Raw genomic sequence first — 20,684 nt, forward strand, 5'->3', positions numbered from 1 at the left:
GACGTCGCCGCTGAGCAGCGCGGCCGTGGCCCTGGGGCCGGAAATGATGATGGTTTCGTTGTCGAGCCCCTCCTCACGGAAAAATCCTTTCGCGTCGGCAACGTAAACGGAAAGGTAGTTCAAAGTTCCCTGCGGGATGGCAGTCCTGATTTTTTCCGCTCGGCCGTCGGCGACGAAAACCGCGAGGGAAAGAAACAGGGAAAGCAAAATCAATCCAATTGCGCCCATTCTTTGAATTCTTCCAGGCCCAAGCGCGCGAGCGTGTCCATGAAAGGCCGCCCGGTTTTTTCATGCCTTCCCGAGAGGCGGTAATATTCGTAGACCATGTCGGGAATCCATTTGCCGATCGTGAACCCCTTGAATTTTCCGTCCGGGATCGGCTCGAGAAATCTCGGCCCGACTTGCTGCCAGTCGTGGTCCGCGACCCAGCCGCGCTGTGTGCCAAACAGGCTCTGAAGAATCATGCTGCGATGGCCGGCCCTCAGGCCTTCGTCCAGGTCGAAATTCCACCCGGTCGTTGCGCTCAAAGCATCGGCAATACTCTGAAGACCGTCGGGCTTCAGGTGCATCTGCGCGAACCAGCAGCCGCCGGTGAGGCCGCAAAACTGGCGGTACTGCTCCGAGAGCACCTGCGACCACGGCCAGCCGGTCGGATCGTCGCGATCGAGCGGTCCCCACTTCTCGCGGTACGCCAGATCCGGCGGCGGCTTGGCCGAGCCGCCGCCCTGCGGCTTCATGCCCCCGCTGCCGACGATCTCGCGCAGCATCTGGCCGAAGTGCGGCCGCCAATCGTGCAGCGCCGGCGTTCCTTTCTTCGTGTGCACGACCCACTTGGGAGCGTCGCCCCCGATCGCCTCGGCGACCTGTGTCGGACCTTCAGCCAGCAGATTTCCCCAGCGTCCTTTGCGCCGCGCCGCCATGTCCAGCAGACGGTCAATGGTCTCGACATTGCCCCACTCGAAGCGCAGCCCGTCGGTTTGCTCGGGACCGATTAAACCCTTTTCCCAAGCTTCGAACGCCACGGCCGCGCCGCAGGAAAAATGGCTGCACTCGATGCCGAGGTCGTTGATTCGCTCCGCTAGATAAAGCGCTTCGTTGCCTTTGACTCCCAGATTGAAAAAGGTGTCGAGCCACTCGCTGCCGGCGTTGTAATGGCCGACGACTCCGTTTAGCGGGACCTGCCCTGAGCCTGTCGAAGGGCCCTCTTTGATCTCCACGTCCCACGGGCAGAGCCGCTGACACTGGAAGCAGGGTCTCAGCGTTATGCGGTTCTGGTCGAAGCCGCGGGCGTGGTCCTCGATCAGCGAGCTGCGGTAGTTAAGATTCGGCAGGGCGTGCAGGTCCTCGGCGTGGCCGGCGCCTTTTTTCTTCTCGATATTATACTGCACGAGCGTCCTCCGCCATCTGAGGCCCGCTTCGATCAACTCGGCTTTATCATGCACCTTCGGACGCGCCGTGCCGTAAACCACGATCGCTTTGAGTTTCTTCACGCCGAAGATCGCGCCGCCGCTGTGCGCCGCGTTATGGTTGTAGTCGTTCACCAGCATCGCCGCGCGCACGAGGTTTTCGCCCGCCGGTCCGATGCACATCACCTTCGCGTCCTTAATTCCGACCTCCTGCCTTAGCAAATCCTCCGTCTCTCTCGCCCCTTTACCCCACACTTCGCTCGCGTCGCGCAGCTCCGCCTTGCCTTCGTTGATGAACAGGTAGGACGGCCGTGCGGCAGCTCCCTCGATGATGAGTCCGTCGTAGCCCGCGGCCTTCAGATAGACCGCCCAGAAGCCACTCGCCGCGCCGCGTCCAAGCGTGTTGTCCGTCAAAGGGCTGAGATAGACCGCCGTGACTTTGGTGCCGCCGGGAGTGAGCCCGGTGCCGGTGATGGGACCGGTCATCATGACGACTTTATTTTCCGGGCCCAAGGGCCTCGCGTCGAGCGGCAATTCTTTCAGCAGAATGTAAAGCGCCAGCGCCTGCCCGCCGATGAATTTTTTCAGCACCGGCTCTTCGGGCAGGTTTTCATCTCGCATCGATCCTGTGCTGAGATCGACGCGCAGCAGGCGGCCCATGTAGCCGCCTGGGAGCCGCGTTGTCCGTCGCCGAGGAAAAAGCTCCGCTGCGTCCGCCATGGAAAATCCTTTCTAAGCCGCGCTCCGCCACGGCCAGTAGCGGTAGATCAATCGCTTCGGGTGGGCGATAGCGAGATAGAGCGCGCGGAGTTTTCCCGCCACGCCGCAGCGTGGGGTGAAGAGATCTTTGAGCATGAGCGGCAAGGGGATCTTGTGCCGCGGATATTTTTCGCTTCCGACCAGACGCAAACCGTAGGCTTCCTTCTTTTCCTTGAGTACATAGATCACCTGCGTGCCGCCCGCTTCTTTGTCGCCATAGAGCGTGCCGCCGATCTCTTCGGCGCGCTTCTTGGCCTTTGCCGTCATGTCTTCCTGAAGACCGAAGTCGAGCGCGTCGGCCGGGCAGGCCTGCACGCAAAACGGCTGTTTGTTCTCGCTAACTCGATCGCTGCACATCGTGCATTTGGTCGCTTTCTGCGTAACGTCGTTCTTGGAAATCACGCCCCACGGGCAGGCGTAGACGCAGTACTCGCAGCCGATGCAGACGTCCTGGTTGATGACGACCGGGCCTTCTTCATATTTTGTGATCGCTTCCACGGGACAGACGGCGGCGCACATCGGATACTCGCAGTGCATGCAACTGTTCCGCGCCCAGATAGGAGAAAGTCCTTCGAGCACGGGCGGCTCCATCTTGATCCAGTTGGTGCTGGAAAATTCGTAGACCGACGTTCGCGGGTGATCGTGCCAGTCCTTGCACGCGTGAACGCACTGGCGGCAGCCGATGCACTTGGAGGCGTCGAAAAGAATCGTTCTCGGCTTGCCGTCGAGCAGTTTCGCGGTCGGTATCAACGTGCCGTATTTTTCACTCATAGGGTGATCTCCGTTGTAAGCGGAATGATATTAGTGTCCCCGTTCCGATGCTGTCAAGGCTTTTGGCGATGTCCGTTTGACAACCGCCCTCATCTGCGAGAGAAAGATTAAGTAACAACAACAGCGGGAGGATATTTTCGATGAGCGACAAGAAAAAATTGAGAATCATTTACCGATCCAACGCCCACGCGCCTCTTTGGGTCGTCGCCGAGAAGAGCGGGATATGGGGAGAGAACGGTTTGGAAGTGGACACCAGTCCTCAGTTGGTCCGTGAAAAAGCCGTCGAGACGCTTAAGAGCGGAAGCACGGACCTGATCTCCGGAAATCACCATAATCTTTACGAAAGAAACGCCCGCGGGGAAGACTTCGTGCACTTGGCCCAGGCGGCCAACACCTGGACGGACAATTTCCTGGTCGTGAAGAACGGCATCAAGAGCGTTCAGGACCTGCGCGGGAAAACCATCGTCGTCGATAAACCGAGCTCCCATTCGGGACTCAACGTCTGGCTCTTTTTGCGCCAGGAGGGACTCGACGTCGATCGTGGCGACGTCGAAATCGTAAGCTGTCCCGGGCCCGCAGAGGAAAGATACAATCGTGTCCTTCAGGGGGAATTCGGCGCTACGTTCGTTTGCATTCCCCATGACGCGCGCGTGGCCAAGGCCGGCGGCCGCGTCATTCCCGTGCGCGCCATGCCGATGATCCGCGGCGTCACGCTCACGACGACCATGACTTTTGTGAAGAGCCACGAAGAGGAAATCCGGCGCCTGATTCGCGGCTTCGTGGATACAATCCACTTCTTTCTCACCCGCAAGGAAGAGACGATCAAGATCTTAAAGAACCACTTGCCCGCCGCTCTCGGCATCAAAACGGACGAAGAAGTCCACGCTTTGTACGGCGAGTGGGAGCAATCGCTGGAGCGTAAGCCATATCCGTCGATGGAGGCGATGGCCAACGTGTTTCAACTGGCAGTGCGCCGCAATCCCGAGGTTGCCAGCTACAATCCCGTGGCGATGTGGGACACGCACTATGTCCGCGAGCTGGACGACAGCGGATATATCGACAAGCTGTATCAATAGGAATTAGGAATTACGGGTTAGGAGTTGGGGTTCGCAGTTGCCCATTCCCAATTCCTAACTCCCGATTCCCGTCCATTCATCGCGCCCCCGGAAAGATTTCCCGGTACTGATTCCCGATCGCGTTATAGCGCCGGCCGATGTCGAGGATGTTGGGCATGCGGATGTCCAGTCCCTCGACCATCTGCGCTTCTTTTCCCCTGACTTGGCTGTGCGCCGCCATGCGGTTGGTCGAGACGATGACGCGCTGGCCGTCTTCCGAGAGCAGATAATCGATGAAGAGCGCGCCGGCGTGCGGGTGCGGCGCTCCTTGCGCGAGAAAGACGAGACTGGGGCTGTAGAAGAGCGGCTGGATGGGAGCGAACCAAACCGGAGCCCCCTGGCCGGCGAACGTCAGCACCGAATTCAAATTAGTCTCGACGGTCATGTCGAACTCGCCGGCGGCGACGAGCTGGCTCGCGAGGCGCCGGCCGCGGACGTGTCTTAGATCCTGCTCGTTCAGTTTCTTCATGAAGCGGAGCCCCGCTTCTTCGCCGAGAAACTGCATCATCGTCCCGAACCACACGTAGGACTGGCTGTCCATCGCGAGCTTGCCTTTCCAGCGCGGCTTCAAGAGATCGTCGAGCTTCGTCGGCGCTTCCTCCTTCTTTACCAGTCGCGTGTTGTAGGCGCTCACCATGACGTTCGTCAGGTAAGCGGTCCAGTAACCCTCCTTGTCTTTGAATCCCTCGCGGAAAAATTCCCTCTGCGGCGAGCGATAACGCGCCATCATTTTCTTGTCCATCAGCGCCAGCATGCCGAGCTGGCCGCTGTCGATCACGTCCGACACCACCTTCCCCGCGCGAGCTTCCGCTTCCACGCGCGTAATGATGCCCGCGCCCGAGATGCGAACCGGACTCGCTTTGATGAAAGGATATTTTTTCATAAAGTTGTCCGCGACGGCCTGCGCCGCGGCCGAGTCCAGGTTGCCATAAGCGATGACTTCGCCTTCTTTGCGCGCCGCCTCGACCAGCCGGGCTTGCCGCTCCTGCCGCGGAACGGAATCAAGCCAGGCGAGCCTGGATTCCGTCGTCTGGCCGTAAAGATGAGGCACGCCGGGAAGAAGGCAAAGTAGAAAACTAAACCACGCGCTTCGCTTCGCCATACTTTCCTCCGTTATAAGTATCCCTGCTCCCGATAGTATTTCTTCGCCCCGGGATGCAGCGGGATCGTGAGCGGCCCGCTCTCGCTGCCGCGGCAGAACTCTTCCATCGTCATCGTCGTGCGGTCGAGGTGATCGGCCTCGATCTTGTCGCGGCAGCGGTCGATCGCCTTGGCCATCGTGTAGGCGATCGCTGCGGCGAGTTTTTGCCGGCAGAAGAAAACCCAGCCGCTGAAATCGACCGTGGCGATTTCCCGCTCCAAGCCGGGAAACGCGGCATTCGTGAGCGGGGCGCCGCCGAAACCCAGCCGCTGCATTTTTCTCAGCACGTCGTCGCGCACCGGCAGGAACTTCATTCCCGATCCCAGCGCAAGCGCGCCCCAGCTCTTGATCCCCTCGTCGAAGACCGCATGAACCTTTCCCGAGCGGATTTGCTCCGCGCGCGCCGGGTCGCTCGGGCTCTGGGCGCGGAGAACCTGGCCGCCCCATTTCGCGATGTCCTCGAAGCTGAAGCCGTGGGCCTTCAGGATCTCGTTGATGACGTAGAGCGTCGTGTGATATTTGCCGCCGGCGCGCGTGGAGACGACCAGCGGATATCTTTTTTCTTTGATATCGTCGAGAGAGTGAATTCCGGAATCTTTCCGTACGGCGAAAGCGAGCCGATCCCAGGAAGGAAAGACGCCGATGGCCCGCAGATTCAGTTTTTTCTTGTACGGTCCGACGCCGAGCAGCGCCATGCGCGCGAGGCCCGCCGGATTGGCGAAGCCGAAGTCGTATTTCTTTTGATTCACAAGAAGGGGAATCGCCGTACCGCCGAGCTCCGAGTCCCGATATCCCATCCCGAGGTTGACCTGCGAGGTGGGCGATAGCGTCGCGCAACGGTAAAACGAATAAGCGACGTCGCGCGCGATTTCCGCTCGCCTGGAGGTCGTCGCGATGGAAATACTTGTTTCGCGACTCACGACGCGGCTCGCCGGGCTTTCGATGGCGCGAGGTGCCTGGCGAAGAAATCCAGCGTCCGCGGCCATGCGGCGGCGGCTGATTGCGGCCGGTATTTACTGCCGTAGGGATCCATGAACGCGTGGCCGGTGGCGGCGTAAGAATAAAATTCATGGACCTTGCCGTGCTTCGTCAGCTCCGCGTCGAGCTTGCGCACGTCTTCCGGCGACGGGTTTTCATCTTCCACGCCGAAATGGCCCATGATCGGGCAATGGATCTCGGGCGTGCGCTCAAACGGCGACGGTCCGTCGCCCCAAGGCGAGAAGGCGTTGCCGCCGTAGTGATCAACCGCGGCTTTGATTGCAGGGCCGGCGGAGGCCATCAAATACGAAACGCGGCCGCCCATGCAAAAGCCGACAATTCCGAGTCGATCGCCGTCCACCGACGGCTGCCGCTGGAGAAACTCTGCCGTCGCGTTGACGTCGCTGATGACCGTTCGGTCGCGGAGTCTTTCTCTCTTCGTCGGAGCGTCGTCTTTGCAGTCGGGGCTCTCCCGATAATAAAGATCGGGCGCAGCGGCAACGTAGCCTTCGGCGGCAAGCCGTTGGGTGAACTCCTCGATGAAGCGATCGACTCCCTTCTGGCCCTGAATCACGACGATGCCCGGAAACGGACCCGATCCATCGGGGCGGCTTACGTAAAGATTCATCGTTCCATCGTTAGTCTTTGTCGATTCCCAGCCCATAACAAACCTCCATGTCCGTTCAGCGTTTGATTTCCAATTCCTTTTTGACCTCGGCGGCGAGCCGCAGGCTCAAAAACTTCTCCGGCGCCACATCTTCCTTTATTTTAAGCGGCGCCTTCACGTCAAACTCGATAACGTTTTTTATTCCCTGCGGCGACGGCAGTCCGGGAACGCCGTCCGGCAGAGCTTTCGCAAAAAGGCGCACGCCTTCGACCAGCATCGGCCGGGTGAGATTTCCTAACGGCAGCTTCTTTTGCGCGATGTCAGCCGCTTCTTCCGGCTTTTGCCGGATGAAGACCAGCGCGCGCATCATCGCCCTGAGCCACCTTTTGATCTCGCCGGGCTTCTCCGCGATCTTCTTGTCCGTCGTCAGAAATCCCTGAAAAGGGTAAGGGAAAAGATCGCCGATGAAGGCGAGGGTATTCAACCCTTCTTTTTCGCCGAGCAGCGCCTCGTCTCCATTGACGACAGCGGCCTGAACTGCGCCGGTTTTGAGCGAGAGGAACGTCGTGACGGTATTTCGCGACGGCATCGCGACGCGCGTAACGTCGCGCGCCGACAAACCGTTGCGCTCGACCAGCATCGTGAGCAGCGTGTCCTGCGTGTCGCCGATCGTTCCGACCGCGATCCTTTTTCCCTTGAGATCGGAAATTTTTCGAATTTCGGGGGCGGTCAGCAGGTACCAGGTGACTTTTTCCGTCTGGAACATGATCGCTTTGATCGGCGCGCCCCGTAGCGCCGCGCGCATCCCGCTTCCGCCCGCGCCGCTGTAATCCACTTCGCCGCTCACAAGCGCGGCGATCGCCGTCGTTCCTGGAATCACGATCGTTTCATTTTCCAGGTTCTCGTCGCGAAAGAACCCCTTCACTTCCGCCACCGGCACCGAGAGATAATTGAGCGTCGCCCGCGGTGTGATCGTCCGAACTTTCTCGGCGTAGACAGGTATTGCCAGCACGGTGATGGAAAGAGTTATCAAGAGGCGCACAACCATTGCCTTAGCTTCGCGACGGTCCAATGCCGCCTGCTGCGAGAAGTCGCTGACGGTTCCTAAACCACTTGGAGGCCCGCTCGTTCCAAGGCCAGATGCCGTCTGTCGTGGGATATACCACCTGGAGCGTCTTAAATTGATCGCCGCCATAAAGCCATCGATTCCAACCGAGATACTCTGGGTAGTGCTCTGACCCTACCGGCACAAAGAGCACCTCGAAACCTTCGAGGAAACCGGGGTAAAGGCGATCCGTCTCAAATGACTCACCTGAACGTATGCGGCTGTTATATTCGTTGATGGTGAAATGAGCGATGTCTTTCTTTAGGCCGATGACAATTACTTCAGGTGCGCCTGAAGACTTTTGGATTCCAACTGAATACGAGAAGGGAGGAAGATCCCCTTCTTCGAGTACATGTATAATATGGCATCCGTGCTGCGCGATGTCCGCTAGGACCTTTTCGTCGTTTGAGTCCATCTCGGACCTTCTTGGGAATCGGCGGAGTTCCTTGAGCTGGAGCGGGGTGACGATCGTCGTCGATATTTTTGTACGGGGATTTGTCGCCGCCGACGCCTTTTAAGCCAACTTGCGTTTCGGATGTGCCCGGCCCGCTTCGTCCAGATTACTTCTCGGCGGCGCGTCGCCATTTTTTGCGAAGCTCTGCCGCCACTTCCGCGTGCGTCATCGTCCGGCCTGCTTTAGCATCGGCGCGGCCTTTGTCGATTTCCTGCAGCACGTAGAGATGGTACAGGACTTCGTCCACGCTGCAATCGTTGGGGAGACGATCCAGGAGAGCTCGCACGGTTTCTTTAGCTTTCATATCGTGTAATCCTTGGGGTGAATCCTACATGATCCGAGGCTTCTCTTCCACCTGTAGCCGATCTCTGCCGGCAGGCTATCTATCTCCCCACTCCCACTTCCTTCTGCGCTTCTCTGAGCAGCGAGAAATCTACCAGCTTGGCGATCGGCGGGGCTTCTTTGAGGTTGAGCGGGGTAACGATCGTGTCGTTGATATTTTTGCGCAGCGATTCGTCGCTGGCGCCGCCGGGATCGCGCGGGTCGATGGCGCGGATGCAGACGGCCGACGCACCCTCGGCCACGTCTCGCGGATGATTGAACTCCTGCATCGCGATCTTGATCGTCTCCTCCCTCTTGTTCAGCATAAAGAGAAGCGCTTTCACCATCGCCCGCGTCCAGCGCTTGATCTTGTCGCGCTCCTGCGCGAGCTTGGCGTCGGTCGTGGCGTAGCCGGCCCACGGCCACGCGCCCATCTCCGCCAGCGAAGCCAGCTCGTTGAAGCCCTTTTTCTTCAGCAGAAAGGCTGCGTCGGGATTGAACGCGCGCGCGTGGATGATCTTCTGCTGCATCGCCAGCACGGAGGTCTCGGAGCCGCCGGTGGAAAAGAACGTCACGTCCTTTTTGGGGTTGAGTCCATGATGTTCGAGCACCATGCTGGCCGCCAGCTCGGTGCTGCTTCCCGGAGAGGTGATGCCGATGACTTTGCCTTTCAGGTCTTGAACCTTTTTGATCTCCGGAGCGCCGATCAGAACGAACGTCGATCGCTGGTGCGTGAAGAAGATTCCTTTAAGCGGCGCGCCTCGGGCCGCGGCTCTCATCGCCGAGCCGGCGGCGCCTGCGACGTCGAGCTCGCCGCCCATAAGTGCCGTAATAACGATGCTCGTATTGACAACCAGCCACTGCACTTCCAGCCCTTCTTCTTTGAACAGGCCGGCGCGCATGCCGACGAAGAGCGGCAGGTAGCCGTAGTCTTTGGTGGACATGGCGACGCGGACTCTTTCCAGCGCCGGCGCGGCTGCGGACTCACGCGGTAAGTTTGAAGACGAGGCCAATATGAAAAACGCCAACGCTGAAAAGATCCTGCAGGAGACTTTGTTCATGCCTTGGAGTCCTTCTGTCATCCTGGAGCCCTTCGGCTTCGCTCAGGGTAAACTCCGCGAAGGATCTCTCTTTTTCTTCGGAGAGATTCTTCGGCTTCGCCTCAGAATGACATTCTTTGTCCCTAAGCTGTTTTCTGCGGCGGCGCGAAATGAAGCTCCAGATAATTTCCCTCGCTGTCGAACATGTAGATTGTCTTGCCGCTGTTGCGCTCGACGATGCGATGAAACTTCTTTAGCTCTTTAGCCTTCTTTAGAGCTTCTTCGTACTCATTCCAGTCCATCTCGAACGCCTGGTGCGCGATGCCGTCCTGGTCGAGCGCGTCTCTCTGAATCGGCTTCGGCCGCTCGAACAGGACGACGTCGTCGTCGCCACAGCGCAAACGGTCCAGCCGCTGTACTTTGCCGTGAATTTCCAGGGCGTCGGGATTTTTCGGATTGCCGCCGACGCGCCCCATGAACTCCATGCCCAGGACCTTGGTATAAAATTCCTGCGCCCGGTCGATATCATCGACCGGAATTCCGACGTGGTAGAGTTTCGTGACTTTCATCGTTTTCCTCCTTCCAACTATTCACTTTCTTGCTTACTGTAGAAATAACTTCGCGTATTCCTTTCTCTTCTCCGCAAAAGCCGCCGTGTCCAGCTCGTCCATCTCGATGACTTGAATCTTATCAGCATCGGCGAGCGGCGGATAGATTCCTTTGCGGGTCACAAATTCGCCCATCCTGGCGATGGCCTTCATGCTTTCTTCGTTGAGAAAAAAATCGATAAAGACTTTGGCCGCATTCGGATGAGCGGCCTTGTTGTCGAGAGCGATGTAATGGCCGTGGCCGAGCATCTTATCCTGCCGCACGTAATCCATCGGCGCGCCCTTCTGGCCGAAGGCCACGACATATTTCAGGTAGGTGATACCCAGCGGCGTCTCGCCGGTCGTGATGCGCTCGGCGGCGTTCAGCACACCCTCCACGATCACCGGTTTGGTGGCCGCGAGATCGCGAATATATTTTTCCGCCTTATCTTTGCCCATGAGCTTGTAGAGGCTCGCCGGCCAACTGGCCGCGATCACGCCGCGAGTGGGATCGGGCATCGCCAACTTGCCTTTGTATTCCGGCCTCAGCAGGTCTTCGAGGGATTTCGGCGCCGCCTCCGGCTTCATGATGCTCTTGTTGTAGACGATCCCCACGACGCCCGTGCGATATCTCGGCCCAAGCTCGGGGTGGATCAGGTTTTGCGGAAAATCTTTGCCGGCCGGCGAGCCGTATTTTGCGAAAATATTTTCTTTAAGAAGGATCAGCATCGGGCCGGAATTGGTCGCTACCACGTCGGAGATCACCTTGCCGGCCCGGTGCTCGGTGACGACGCGGTCCGTGACCGAGGCGGCCGACGCCCGCCAGTAGTCTACGGTTATGCCGGTTTTCTTTTCGAAGGATTTCTTGATGTCCTCGAAGATGTCCTGCTCCATCGATCCATAGACCACGACCTTACCCTCTTTTTTGCCTTCGGCGATGAGCTTGGCGTCCTGGGCCAAGAGCGGCTGCGTCAGGCAAAGTAGAAAAAAGACAATCGCGCCGCTCATTGTCCGATCACTCATTTCGCCTCCCTGAATCTCACTCGCCTAGGTGGCTCCATTCGGAGAATTCTTCCAGCCTGAGCCGCGCGAGCGTATCCTTGAACGGCCGGCCGCTTCTCTCGTGTCTCCCCGATAAACGGTAATATTCGAAAATCATGTCCGGCAGCCATTTGGCGATGGTAAAGCCCTGATATTTCCCGTCGGGAATCGGCTCGAGAAAGCGCGCGCCGACGTCCTTCCAGTCGTGGTCGGCGATCCAGCCGCGCTGCGTGGCGAAAATGCTTTGCAGCAGCATGCTGCGATGGCCCGCCTCCAGCGCCTGATCGAGAGTAAAATTCCAGCCGGTGATCGCGTTGAACGCATCGACGATGCTGTTGAGGCCGTCCGGCTTGTGTTGCATCTGCGCGAACCAGCAGCCGCCGAAGATTCCGGTGAACTGCCGGTGCTGCTCGGAGAGAATGTGCGACCACGCCCAGCCGTCGGGGCTGTCGTCGGCCAGCGGGCCCCACTTTTCCCGGTAGCGCAAGTCCGGCGGCGGCTTGGCCGACCCGCCGCCCTGCGGTTTCATGCCGCCGCTCGCGACCAGCTCGCGGAGCATCTCGCCGAGCTTCGGGCGCCACTCGTGCATCGCCGGCGTCCCGCCTTTGGTGTGCACCGCCCACTTGGGCGCGTCGCCGCCGATCGCCTCCGCCACCTGCTTGGGACCGTCCGCTAAAAGATTCCCGAGCCAGCCCTCGCGCCGGGCCGCCATCTCCAAAAGTTTCTCCACCGCCTCGACGTTGCCCCATTCGAGCCGGAGTCCGTTGGTCCGCTCCGGACCGAGAAGGCCTTTCTCCCACGCCTCGAACGCCACGCCCGCGCCGCAGGAGAAATGGCTGCACTCGATGCCGAGGTCGTTGATTCGCTCCGCCAGATAGAGGGCGGCGTTTCCTTTGACGCCGAGGTTAAAAAAAGTATCGAGCCACTCGCCGCCGGCATTGAAGCGCACGGTGGTTCCCTTGTAAGGCCCCTCGCCGAGCGTCGCGTCCCAGGGGCAGAGTCGCTGGCACTGAAAGCAGGGGCGCAAAACCACGTCGTTCTTGTCGAAGCCGCGGATGTGCTCGGGATTCAAGTCGGTGCTGCGCCAGTTCAAGTTATTCAGCGCGCCCCACGATTCGCCGTGGCCATACTTGGTTTTTTTCTTCTGCACGTCGTGGACTTGCAAAATAGCCCGCCAGCGCATGCCCGCTTCGATCAGCTTCGCCTTGTCGCGAGCCGAAGGCCGGGCCGTGCCGCTGACGATAACGGCCTTCAATTTCTTGGAGCCGAAGACGGCGCCGCCGCTGTGGGCGGCGAAATGATTATAATCGTTCGCCAGCATCGCCGCGCGGTTGAGATTCTCGCCCGCCGGTCCGATGCACAGTATCTTCGCGTCTTTGATACCGACCTCTTCGCGCAGCCGGTCTTCGGTTTGGCGAGTGCCCAATCCCCAGACCCGGCTCGCATCGCGTAGTTCGGCTTCTCCGTCGTGAATATATAGGTAGTATGGCTTCTCGGCAGCGCCGCTGATGATAAGTCCGTCGTAGCCCGCGGCTTTGAGATAGGTCCCCCAAAAGCCGCTGGTGGCGCCTCGGCCGAGCGTATAGCGGGTCAGCGGGCTGAGATAAACGGCGGTCATCTTGGTGCCGCCGGGCGTGAAGCCGTTGCCCGTGAGAGGGCCGGTCATGATGACGACGCGGTTTTCCGGGCCAAAGGGCTCGGCGTCGAGCGGTAATTCTTTAAGAAGAATGTAGGAAGCCAGCGCCTGCCCGCCAATGAATTTCTCCAGCACATGGGATTCGGGCAGGTTCTCGTCGTTGAGAGCGCCGGACGTGAGATCGACGCGGAGCAGTTTCCCCATGTAGCCGCCGGGAAGGGGGCTCTTGCGCGATGAAGGAAAAAGGTCGGAGTTTGCTGCCATCTTTATTCCGTTTCGACTGAAACATAGGAGAAGAGGCAGTTTGCGTCAAGAGCAATTCGGCTTAATCGCAAAAAATGCGCGCTGTCGAGGGGGGCCTGCGCCTCAGCGGGAGCCGATAGGCCTCTACTTGTCTGCTTCAAAGTGCCGTTTGGCTCGCCGGTTCTCTCTGTGAACCTCTATTGTCGGACGTCTCCCTGTCTTCGGCGCAGGCTCCCCTTCGCGCGCTCAAGTCCCTGGGTTCCGAAGGAGGAAACCTGAAGGCCGCAGACGCAGGGACGAGGAGGTTTCGGTAGGCCCGGACGGTGGGATTTAATCAGACAAAGGGATGGGCGAGGGCGGTCCTCGAGGCAGAAAACTATCGTCTGCGGCCGGAAGGTTTTCTCCGAGGAACCGTACTTTGGGCCGAAGGCGAGCAATTCGCTTGCGGCAAAGGATTTGGTCATTTGCTTACCGGCGAAGCTTTTGAATATACTTCTTGCGAGTGAAGCGATGGCGAAGGCATTTTTCAAAGTCGTAACGCCGAAGGAGGCGCGCGAGATTCTGCTCAGGGCGCTTCCGGTGGGGACCGAACCGGTCGAAACCGTTCGCGCGCGCGGCCGCGTTCTTGCGGAGGACCTGTACTCAAAAGTCGATCTGCCGCATTTCAGCCGCGCGGCGATGGACGGCTACGCCGTGATCGCCAAAGACACTTTCGGCGCGAGCGCGAGCCAGCCTGGTTATTTGAAGCTCGTCGGCACTGTCGAGATGGGAAAGGAAGCGACGCGCCCGCTCAGCAAGGGTGAAGCGATGCGGATCTCAACCGGCGGCATGCTGCCGCCGGGAAGCGACGGCGTGGTGATGGTCGAATATACGGAAGAGGCGGGCGCAGACACGGTGGAGATCCATCGCGGCGTGTCGCCATGGCAAAACGTGATCCAGATCGGCGACGACATCCAAAAAGGCGCGCCGGTTTTCCCGCGCGGGCGGCGCCTGAGGGCGCACGATCTCGGCGCGCTGACCGGCATCGGACTCTCCGCGCTGCCGGTTTACAAGAAGCCGCGCGTCGCGCTGATCTCGACGGGCGACGAGATCGTCGAAGCGGAGCGCGAGCCGCTCCCCGGCCAGGTGCGCAACATCAACCAGCACTCGCTCGCCGGTCTCATCGACGAGTGTGGCGGCGAGCTGAAGGACTTCGGCGTGATTCGCGACGACCGGGACGCTCTTCGTGAAGCGCTCGATCAAGCGCTTCGCTGGGCGGATCTCGTGCTTCTCTCCGGCGGCAGCTCGATGGGCGCCAAGGATATCGCGCTCGACGTGATCCTTTCTTTCCCCCAGGCCGAAATGGTTTTTCACGGTATTTCCGTGAGCCCGGGTAAGCCGACGATCTTCGCGCGCGCCGGCGGCAAGCCGGTGCTGGGACTTCCGGGCTATCCGGTCTCGGCGCTCGTCATCTTCGAGCTTTTCGCCGCGCCGCTGATCCGCACCCTCGGCGGCGAGGATGCGGCGGCCGCATGCGAGTTCAAAAAGACCACGCGCGCCGTTCTCAAAACCAACGTCGCGTCCCAAGCCGGGCGCGAAGATTACATTCGCGTCTGCCTTGAGCAGGCGAACGGCAAGCTCTACGCCCAGCCGCTGCCGAGCAAGTCGGGCGCGATTTTTACGCTGGTGAAAGCGGACGGCATGATCCGGATCGATTTAAACCAGGAAGGGATCGAGCAGGGAGAGGAAGTCGAGGTAATACTTTTTTAGGGAGAGATCCTTCACGGAGTTTACCCTGAGACTCTTCCTTCGTTCAGAGTGACAAACGAAGGGTTCAGGATGACAAATTCAACGCTGTCATTCTGAGCGCAGCGAAGAATCTCTCTTTTCCCGAACGTTATTTTTCACGATGGCGCGCAAACGATACCTCAAGAAAACTCCGCTCAAAGAAGCTCGCGAGCTTTTTTTGAGCCGCGTCGATCCGCGCGCGCTCGCGAGCGAAGAGTTGCGCATGGATCAGGCGCTCCATCGCGTCACTTCCGACCCGGTCTTCGCGCGTATCTCCTCTCCCCACTATCACGCCGCCGCCATGGACGGGATCTGCGTGCGCGCAGAAGATACCTTCGGCGCGACCGAGTTCGCGGCAAAAAAGCTCAGGTGGACGCCGCGCGAGGGGGGAGGGGAGGGAGCTTTCGCTTACGTCGACACCGGCAACTCGATTCCGCTCTGGGCCAACGCCGTCATCATGATCGAAAAAGTCCATCAGCTCGACGACGGCAACGTGGAAATCTTCGACTCCGTCGGCCCCTGGAACCACGTGCGGCTCGTCGGCGAAGACGTCGTCGCGACCGAGCTGCTGCTGCCGCGCGCGCACCGGCTTCGCCCTTACGATCTCGGGGCGCTTTTGGCCGCGGGCCATACGACGGTAAACGTCAAAGAGAAGCCGAGAGTGGCGATTCTCCCGACCGGCGACGAGCTGATCGAGCCTGGCGACGAGCCGAAACCCGGAGCGGTGATCGATTTCAACTCCAGCGTGCTCGGGGCTTTCATCCAGGAATGGGGCGGCGAGCCGGTCAAGTCGCCGCGGGTCAAGGACGATCCGGCCGAGCTCGGCGCGGCATTGAGAGCAGCGCTGGAAAAAAATCACGTGGCCGCGATCATCGCCGGCTCGTCCGCCGGCGAGCACGACTTTACGGCGGAGGTTATTGCCAACGCCGGCGAGCTGCTGGTCCATGGCATCGACGTGATGCCGGGAAAGCCGGCGGTCCTGGGAATTGTGGACGGGAAACCCGTCATCGGCATACCCGGCTATCCGGTCTCGGCGATCGTCATCGCGCGCGAGATACTCCGGCCCGTCATCGAAAAACTGTTGGGCGCCGGCCCGCAGTCGGCGCCTTCGGTTAAAGCCGTGGTGCCGAAGAAGATCCCTTCGCACCTCGGCCTGGAGGAATTCGTCCGGGTTAATTTGGGCCGCGTGGAATCCAAGCTTGTCGCAGTGCCGCTCGGCCGCGGCGCCGGCGTCATCACGACGATGGTCCACGCCGACGGTTTGATGCGCATTCCGAGTCTTGTCGAGGGCATCAACGGCGGCGACGAGGTGGAAGTCGAGCTGTTGCGGCCGATCGAAGAAGTCGAGAACACGATACTCTGCACTGGCAGCCACGATCTCGCGATCGGCGTGCTCGAAGACCAGCTCAAGATGAGTTATCCGGAATTGAAAATCGCGGCGACCAACGTCGGCAGCGTCGGTGGTTTGCTGGCGCTTAAGCGCCGCGAGACGCACATCGCCGGCAGCCATCTCCTCGACCCGGACACTGGCGCGTATAACGTCCCCGACATCAAGCGCCTCATCCCAGGCACTCCGTTGGTTCTGGTTCATCTGGCGCGGCGCGAGCAGGGGCTGATCGTCAAGAAGGGCAACGCGAAAAAGGTTTCGGGCCTGCAAGATCTGTTGAGACCAGATCTAACTTTCGTCAACCGCCAGCCAGGCTCAGGCACACGCGTTCTCCTCGACTACGAGCTCAAGCGACTCCAACTCGATTCGGCGCAAATCCGCGGCTACGAGCGCGAGGAATTCACGCACATGTCGGTCGGCGTGGCGATCGCGAGCGGGCTCGCGGACGTCGGCTTGGGCGTGCGCTCCGCCGCCAACGCCCTCGGCCTCGACTTCATCCCTGTCGGCAACGAGCAGTACGACCTCGTCGTGCTGCGATCGTTTTTCGAGTCGGAAAAAGGGGAGAGGCTCGTTGACGTGATCCGCTCCGACGGCTTCAAAAAGGCTGTCACGGCGCTGGGCGGATACAATACGGGTAGAGCGGGAGAAGTTCTTTACCGTCAGTGAGCTTGAATGGTGCGCCCGCCGAGATTCGAACTCGGACTCGCCTTCATTGAGGTGCGATTCAAGCAGATCCGAAAGTGTCGATGGTTTTCTCCACGGCTCGTCGGAAGGCCGGCGCGTCGATAGCGGGATAGCGATACAATTGCGGTTCGATCGCTTCGAAAAGTTTTCGGAGTTCGACCGGCTCAATAAGGCCGCGTCGGAACATTTCCTGGACATCCGTAACATCGAGCGCATGGCCGCGCTCGATCTTCGCCAATGCCTGCGCGTAAAGATCATAGTGGTAGAAGCTCAACGGCCCCTCTTGGACGATGAAAAGGCTCCGCTCTTCCCAATGCGGCAGTTCGGGAATGAAATGGGCCGGACAGGCCAACTCCAGGTTGATTTCAAGCTCTTCCTTCAGCGCCGGTAGCGCTCGTAGAACCGCGTCTTCCTCCGGAACAAGGAGTATGTCAACGTCGATCGTGCTGGAACGCCAGCCCAGTAACACGGCAGTTGCCCCGCCGGTGAAGTAAAGACGGGCATTGCGTGCGGCTTTGGCGCTGATGGCTTTGATGAAACGTTGGATGTGATCGCGGCCGGCTAGGCGACGCATTCGAGGGCTCGTTCGAAGCGCACCAACCGGCGCAGCAGCGCGTTGTAACGCGAGTGCGCCGAGTCGGGATTGGAGGAGGCAAGGAGCCGATACAGTTCGTGTTCAGGAATCTTTAAACCGGGTTCCGGCACCTTAAATCCAAGCCGGCGTAGTCGTGGAGCGCCGATAAGAACAAGGAGAGCTGCCTCTGATTCCCGCCCTGCGGCCAGATCTTCAAGCCCTTTGCGGACCAACTCGCCGCCGGGGAAAGGACTGAAATCCTTGAGATCCATATACGCACTTTCGTACCACGCAGGACCGCGCCGTTTCAAGGATCTTCAACCAAGCTCAACGCCGAGGATGTTCAGGAATTTTTGCTGCACTCATGCGCCCGCCGAGATTCGAACTCGGACTTAAGATCACTAACTAAGAATCAGCTTACTTACCCGAGGCGCATTTCAAAACTTGACGAGTCAGTCGTCAAATGTCATGATTATCGTCGGAAAGGCGCCAAGCGTGGCAAATGGACGTGCCGGTCATTCAACGCATCGTCAACCTACCGGAATGGCTGAAGAAGAAGTCCCATTTTCTCTTTGGCCCGCGCCAGACTGGAAAGACTTTCCTGGTTCGCCAGGTCCTGCCCCAAGCGCGAGTCTACGACCTGCTCGACAGTTCGGTTTACCTGGCTCTCAGCCAGCGGCCCAGCCGGTTGGCGGAAGAACTGACGCCTCGGGATAAGCTGGTCGTCATCGACGAGGTCCAGCGCCTGCCGGAACTTCTCAACGAAGTCCATCGCCTGATCGAGCAGCGCGGCATCTGTTTTCTTCTCACCGGCTCGAGCGCGCGCAAGTTGCGCCGCGGCGGCGTCAACCTTCTTGGCGGCCGCGCCCGCACGCGTCATCTGCACCCGTTGACCTACCGCGAGCTGGGAGAGCACTTTGAGTTATCGCAGGCCATCGAGCGCGGGCTGTTGCCGTCGATTTATTTCTCTGACGATGCGAAAGCAGACCTCGACGCGTACACCGGCACTTACTTGCAGCAGGAAATCGTTGCGGAGGGGTCCACGCGAAACGCGCCGGCCTTCAGCCGCTTCTTGCGCGTCGCCGCCCTGTGCAACGCGACGCTCGTCAACTTTACCAACGTGGCTAACGACGCCCAGGTGCCGCGAACGACCGTCTACGAATATTTCGAAATTCTGAAGGATACACTGCTGCTGCATGAACTCCCGGCGTGGCGGTCGTCGAAGAAGCGCAAGCCGGTGGTCTCGTCCAAGTATTACTTCTTTGACGCGGGAGTCGCTTCGGCTCTGCAAGGGCGGCTGGTGAAACAGGGCGCACCTGAATTCGGCGGCGCCTTCGAGACTTGGCTGTTTCATGAACTCATCGCCTGGCGGGACTATGCGTCGGGCGAAGCGTTGAGCCACTGGCGCTCCACTTCCGGCTTCGAGGTGGACTTCATTCTCGGCGATCACACCGCCGTCGAGATCAAGGCTAAGGAGAACGTGTCCCCGCAAGATCTCAAATCGCTGCGGGCGCTAGCCGAAGAACAAAAGCTGAAGCGGTATCTTTGCGTGAGTTTGGAGCCGCGTCCGCGCGAGCTTGAGGGAATCGCAATCCTCCCCTACAAGCAGTTCCTCGATGCGCTGTGGACCGGCGAATTCTCGTCCTAACTGCGCGTGCCGTATGCTGGAATCATCTATCTTTGAATGATACGTGATTGCACGCTGCGCTGTATTGTCGGAATCTTAGGAGAGAGAAAAATCCTCACCGCCATAGATCTGTAGGCGTTCATAAAAAAGGAGAAATATTATGGCAGACAACGAGAACAAAGAACTATGGGAACAGGGACAGTCTTCGCTTTTCAAGGCGCGGCTCGAGCGTCGCAAAGCGGATACAGCCCGACGCAAGGCGGGCCGCAAGGCGCTCACGGCCGAAGAGGTCAAGATGGAGTGGGAGCCGACCAACGGCGTTTGGTTCGGGAGTCTCTGCACGCGAGAGCTGGGCTTCGACAATCGGATCATCGAAGTCGATTGCCACATCTACCCGCCGCATTCGCATTCGGTCACGCACAAGCATAACGAAGCGATCATTATCATTCTAAGAGGGAGAGGCTACAGTATTCTGGACGGCGAGCGCATCGACTGGAAGCCAGGCGATACTCTCTACATCGGCCAGGGAGTCTGGCACCAGCACCACATCACCAGCGACGAGCCGGCTATGGCATTCGCCATCAAGCCGCTGCCGCTGCAAGAGTATCTGGGCGAGCTGAATATCATCTACAAGGGCGACAAGCCCAAGATCAACGAGACTTTTAAAGCCAAATCGTTCGTCGAAGAGTTCGCGAAGATTAACAACGAGAAAAAGTAGACGACCTTCCGTCGGGAACAAGCTATACGATCTCGCCAGCGTCAAACAACGTGTGATCTACGGCGCGGCGGCTACATCTTTGTTTGGTGGAAAGGAGATCACCCGCCCAGGCATGTGCACGTTTACAGGGACGAAAGGCTTGTCGTGAAGTGGGATATCGATAACCATAAAGCCATGAAAGGAGATGCGTCGAAAAAGGTCGTTAAGCTCATCGAGGAACTCGAGTCGGAAGGGTTGCTATGAAGGTTAGGTCGGTAAGTTTCAATAACAAGAGGAAGGATTTCGTTGTCAAAGCATCCGGCAAGACGTATGCCTTTCCTTACGTCAAAGCCAGGCCGAGTCCGACTTCGGACGATCCAGTCGCCCAGGTCTATGTCGACAAAGAGCTTGGCGGCGAAGGGTTCACGTACAAGCTTCAATCGGGAAAGACGGGAACCGTACATGTAGAGCAGGTGCTGGAATACAATCGAGATCCGAACTATCTGAGAGATCTCATGCTGTATAAATTAACATTGGAGGCTCAAAGGCGCATCGCTGAAAGCCCGCTCTCCAAGCGCGAAATCGTTCGCAGGTTAGGCACTTCTGCGACTCAGCTCTATCGGCTGCTGGACCAAACCAATTATCAGAAGTCGGTGGACCAGCTTGTCTCTCTGCTTCAACTCCTGGAGTGCGACGTCGATCTGGTGGTGCGGAAGAAGTCGGCGTAGTTCTCTTCAGCGCTTC

The 20,684-nt window shown here is 59.2% G+C and carries 21 protein-coding genes; 6 read left to right on the forward strand and 15 right to left on the reverse strand.

The window, feature by feature from the left end:
- The 3 genes from VGL70_21185 to VGL70_21195 form a co-directional block, all read right to left on the reverse strand.
- Positions 1–228: ABC transporter substrate-binding protein (locus VGL70_21185; GenBank protein ID HEY3306043.1), on the reverse strand; the 228-nt coding region annotated here is incomplete at its 3' end.
- Positions 210–2,126 (reverse strand): aldehyde ferredoxin oxidoreductase N-terminal domain-containing protein, encoded by a 1,917-nt coding sequence (locus VGL70_21190; protein ID HEY3306044.1) that lies wholly within the window; start codon positions 2,124–2,126, stop codon positions 210–212. The genes VGL70_21185 and VGL70_21190, both read right to left, overlap by 19 nt.
- A 12-nt stretch (positions 2,127–2,138) precedes the next feature.
- Complete coding sequence (locus VGL70_21195) at positions 2,139–2,936, reverse strand: 4Fe-4S dicluster domain-containing protein (protein ID HEY3306045.1); 798 nt, start codon at positions 2,934–2,936, stop codon at positions 2,139–2,141.
- A gap of 140 nt (positions 2,937–3,076) precedes the next feature.
- On the opposite strand from VGL70_21195, the gene VGL70_21200 reads away from it, so the two are divergent.
- Complete coding sequence (locus tag VGL70_21200) at positions 3,077–4,012, forward strand: ABC transporter substrate-binding protein (GenBank protein HEY3306046.1); 936 nt, start codon at positions 3,077–3,079, stop codon at positions 4,010–4,012.
- 76 nt (positions 4,013–4,088) lie between these two features.
- Here the strand turns inward: VGL70_21200 and VGL70_21205 are convergent, their stop codons facing one another.
- The 10 genes from VGL70_21205 to VGL70_21250 all read right to left on the reverse strand — a co-directional run bounded on the left by VGL70_21205 (position 4,089) and on the right by VGL70_21250 (position 13,225).
- Positions 4,089–5,153 carry an extracellular solute-binding protein gene (locus VGL70_21205; protein HEY3306047.1) on the reverse strand — a complete coding sequence of 355 codons (1,065 nt, stop codon included), beginning with the start codon at positions 5,151–5,153 and terminating at the stop codon, positions 4,089–4,091.
- 11 nt (positions 5,154–5,164) lie between these two features.
- Complete coding sequence (locus VGL70_21210) at positions 5,165–6,112, reverse strand: TAXI family TRAP transporter solute-binding subunit (GenBank protein HEY3306048.1); 948 nt, start codon at positions 6,110–6,112, stop codon at positions 5,165–5,167.
- Positions 6,109–6,798, reverse strand: a complete 690-nt coding sequence (locus VGL70_21215) for a dienelactone hydrolase family protein (protein ID HEY3306049.1) — start codon at positions 6,796–6,798, stop codon at positions 6,109–6,111. Before VGL70_21215 ends, VGL70_21210 begins: the two co-directional genes overlap by 4 nt.
- 55 nt (positions 6,799–6,853) lie before the next feature.
- Entirely contained in the window at positions 6,854–7,819 is a 966-nt protein-coding gene (locus tag VGL70_21220) for an ABC transporter substrate-binding protein (GenBank protein HEY3306050.1), read from the reverse strand.
- 10 nt (positions 7,820–7,829) lie between these two features.
- The gene (locus VGL70_21225; protein ID HEY3306051.1) at positions 7,830–8,297 is read right to left on the reverse strand and encodes a DUF4262 domain-containing protein; all 468 of its coding nucleotides are present in this window, start codon (positions 8,295–8,297) and stop codon (positions 7,830–7,832) included.
- A 145-nt stretch (positions 8,298–8,442) separates the two neighbouring features.
- Positions 8,443–8,640: a hypothetical protein gene (locus tag VGL70_21230; GenBank protein HEY3306052.1), complete on the reverse strand. Its 198-nt coding sequence runs from the start codon at positions 8,638–8,640 to the stop codon at positions 8,443–8,445.
- Positions 8,641–8,719: 79 nt separating this feature from the next.
- On the reverse strand, positions 8,720–9,601 hold the full coding sequence (locus tag VGL70_21235; GenBank protein HEY3306053.1) for an ABC transporter substrate-binding protein: 882 nt from the start codon (positions 9,599–9,601) through the stop codon (positions 8,720–8,722).
- A 239-nt stretch (positions 9,602–9,840) separates the two neighbouring features.
- Positions 9,841–10,266, reverse strand: a complete 426-nt coding sequence (locus tag VGL70_21240) for a VOC family protein (GenBank protein ID HEY3306054.1) — start codon at positions 10,264–10,266, stop codon at positions 9,841–9,843.
- Between the two features lie 33 nt (positions 10,267–10,299).
- Positions 10,300–11,307: an extracellular solute-binding protein gene (locus VGL70_21245; GenBank protein ID HEY3306055.1), complete on the reverse strand. Its 1,008-nt coding sequence runs from the start codon at positions 11,305–11,307 to the stop codon at positions 10,300–10,302.
- 16 nt (positions 11,308–11,323) lie between these two features.
- Positions 11,324–13,225, reverse strand: a complete 1,902-nt coding sequence (locus tag VGL70_21250) for an aldehyde ferredoxin oxidoreductase N-terminal domain-containing protein (protein HEY3306056.1) — start codon at positions 13,223–13,225, stop codon at positions 11,324–11,326.
- Positions 13,226–13,714: 489 nt separating this feature from the next.
- Between VGL70_21250 and glp the strand changes: the two genes are divergently transcribed.
- A complete protein-coding gene (gene glp, locus VGL70_21255; protein HEY3306057.1) occupies positions 13,715–14,953 on the forward strand; it encodes a gephyrin-like molybdotransferase Glp in 1,239 nt (412 codons plus the stop codon).
- 139 nt (positions 14,954–15,092) lie between these two features.
- Positions 15,093–17,024 carry a molybdopterin biosynthesis protein gene (locus VGL70_21260; protein ID HEY3306058.1) on the forward strand — a complete coding sequence of 644 codons (1,932 nt, stop codon included), beginning with the start codon at positions 15,093–15,095 and terminating at the stop codon, positions 17,022–17,024.
- Between the two features lie 58 nt (positions 17,025–17,082).
- Here VGL70_21260 and VGL70_21265 read toward each other — a convergent pair whose 3' ends face one another.
- Together VGL70_21265 and VGL70_21270 are read right to left on the reverse strand one after the other, a co-directional pair.
- On the reverse strand, positions 17,083–17,616 hold the full coding sequence (locus tag VGL70_21265) for a DUF6036 family nucleotidyltransferase (GenBank protein ID HEY3306059.1): 534 nt from the start codon (positions 17,614–17,616) through the stop codon (positions 17,083–17,085).
- Complete coding sequence (locus VGL70_21270) at positions 17,604–17,888, reverse strand: hypothetical protein (GenBank protein ID HEY3306060.1); 285 nt, start codon at positions 17,886–17,888, stop codon at positions 17,604–17,606. The genes VGL70_21265 and VGL70_21270 overlap by 13 nt, the downstream gene beginning before the upstream one ends.
- Positions 17,889–18,118: 230 nt before the next feature.
- Between VGL70_21270 and VGL70_21275 the strand changes: the two genes are divergently transcribed.
- From VGL70_21275 to VGL70_21285, 3 genes are all read left to right on the forward strand, one after another.
- Positions 18,119–19,264, forward strand: a complete 1,146-nt coding sequence (locus VGL70_21275; protein HEY3306061.1) for an AAA family ATPase — start codon at positions 18,119–18,121, stop codon at positions 19,262–19,264.
- Positions 19,265–19,403: 139 nt separating this feature from the next.
- Entirely contained in the window at positions 19,404–19,961 is a 558-nt protein-coding gene (locus VGL70_21280; protein ID HEY3306062.1) for a cupin domain-containing protein, read from the forward strand.
- A gap of 239 nt (positions 19,962–20,200) precedes the next feature.
- Positions 20,201–20,668, forward strand: a complete 468-nt coding sequence (locus tag VGL70_21285; protein ID HEY3306063.1) for a hypothetical protein — start codon at positions 20,201–20,203, stop codon at positions 20,666–20,668.
- Positions 20,669–20,684 lie beyond the last annotated feature (16 nt).

It is taken from the genome of Candidatus Binatia bacterium (genome assembly GCA_036504975.1).
Classification (GTDB): Bacteria; Desulfobacterota; Binatia; order UBA9968; family UBA9968; genus JAJPJQ01.

Excerpts from the sequence above, each read along its gene's own strand:
- VGL70_21190 (HEY3306044.1), bottom strand. The coding sequence starts at position 2,126 with ATGGCGGACGCAGCGGAGCTTTTTCCTCGGCGACGGACAACGCGGCTC.
- VGL70_21195 (HEY3306045.1), bottom strand. The coding sequence starts at position 2,936 with ATGAGTGAAAAATACGGCACGTTGATACCGACCGCGAAACTGCTCGAC.
- VGL70_21200 (HEY3306046.1), top strand. The coding sequence starts at position 3,077 with ATGAGCGACAAGAAAAAATTGAGAATCATTTACCGATCCAACGCCCAC.
- VGL70_21205 (HEY3306047.1), bottom strand. The coding sequence starts at position 5,153 with ATGGCGAAGCGAAGCGCGTGGTTTAGTTTTCTACTTTGCCTTCTTCCC.
- VGL70_21215 (HEY3306049.1), bottom strand. The coding sequence starts at position 6,798 with ATGAATCTTTACGTAAGCCGCCCCGATGGATCGGGTCCGTTTCCGGGC.
- VGL70_21225 (HEY3306051.1), bottom strand. The coding sequence starts at position 8,297 with ATGGACTCAAACGACGAAAAGGTCCTAGCGGACATCGCGCAGCACGGA.
- VGL70_21230 (HEY3306052.1), bottom strand. The coding sequence starts at position 8,640 with ATGAAAGCTAAAGAAACCGTGCGAGCTCTCCTGGATCGTCTCCCCAAC.
- VGL70_21235 (HEY3306053.1), bottom strand. The coding sequence starts at position 9,601 with ATGTCCACCAAAGACTACGGCTACCTGCCGCTCTTCGTCGGCATGCGC.
- VGL70_21240 (HEY3306054.1), bottom strand. The coding sequence starts at position 10,266 with ATGAAAGTCACGAAACTCTACCACGTCGGAATTCCGGTCGATGATATC.
- VGL70_21245 (HEY3306055.1), bottom strand. The coding sequence starts at position 11,307 with ATGAGTGATCGGACAATGAGCGGCGCGATTGTCTTTTTTCTACTTTGC.
- VGL70_21250 (HEY3306056.1), bottom strand. The coding sequence starts at position 13,225 with ATGGCAGCAAACTCCGACCTTTTTCCTTCATCGCGCAAGAGCCCCCTT.
- glp (HEY3306057.1), top strand. The coding sequence starts at position 13,715 with ATGGCGAAGGCATTTTTCAAAGTCGTAACGCCGAAGGAGGCGCGCGAG.
- VGL70_21260 (HEY3306058.1), top strand. The coding sequence starts at position 15,093 with ATGGCGCGCAAACGATACCTCAAGAAAACTCCGCTCAAAGAAGCTCGC.
- VGL70_21265 (HEY3306059.1), bottom strand. The coding sequence starts at position 17,616 with ATGCGTCGCCTAGCCGGCCGCGATCACATCCAACGTTTCATCAAAGCC.
- VGL70_21270 (HEY3306060.1), bottom strand. The coding sequence starts at position 17,888 with ATGGATCTCAAGGATTTCAGTCCTTTCCCCGGCGGCGAGTTGGTCCGC.
- VGL70_21275 (HEY3306061.1), top strand. The coding sequence starts at position 18,119 with ATGGACGTGCCGGTCATTCAACGCATCGTCAACCTACCGGAATGGCTG.
- VGL70_21280 (HEY3306062.1), top strand. The coding sequence starts at position 19,404 with ATGGCAGACAACGAGAACAAAGAACTATGGGAACAGGGACAGTCTTCG.
- VGL70_21285 (HEY3306063.1), top strand. The coding sequence starts at position 20,201 with ATGAAGGTTAGGTCGGTAAGTTTCAATAACAAGAGGAAGGATTTCGTT.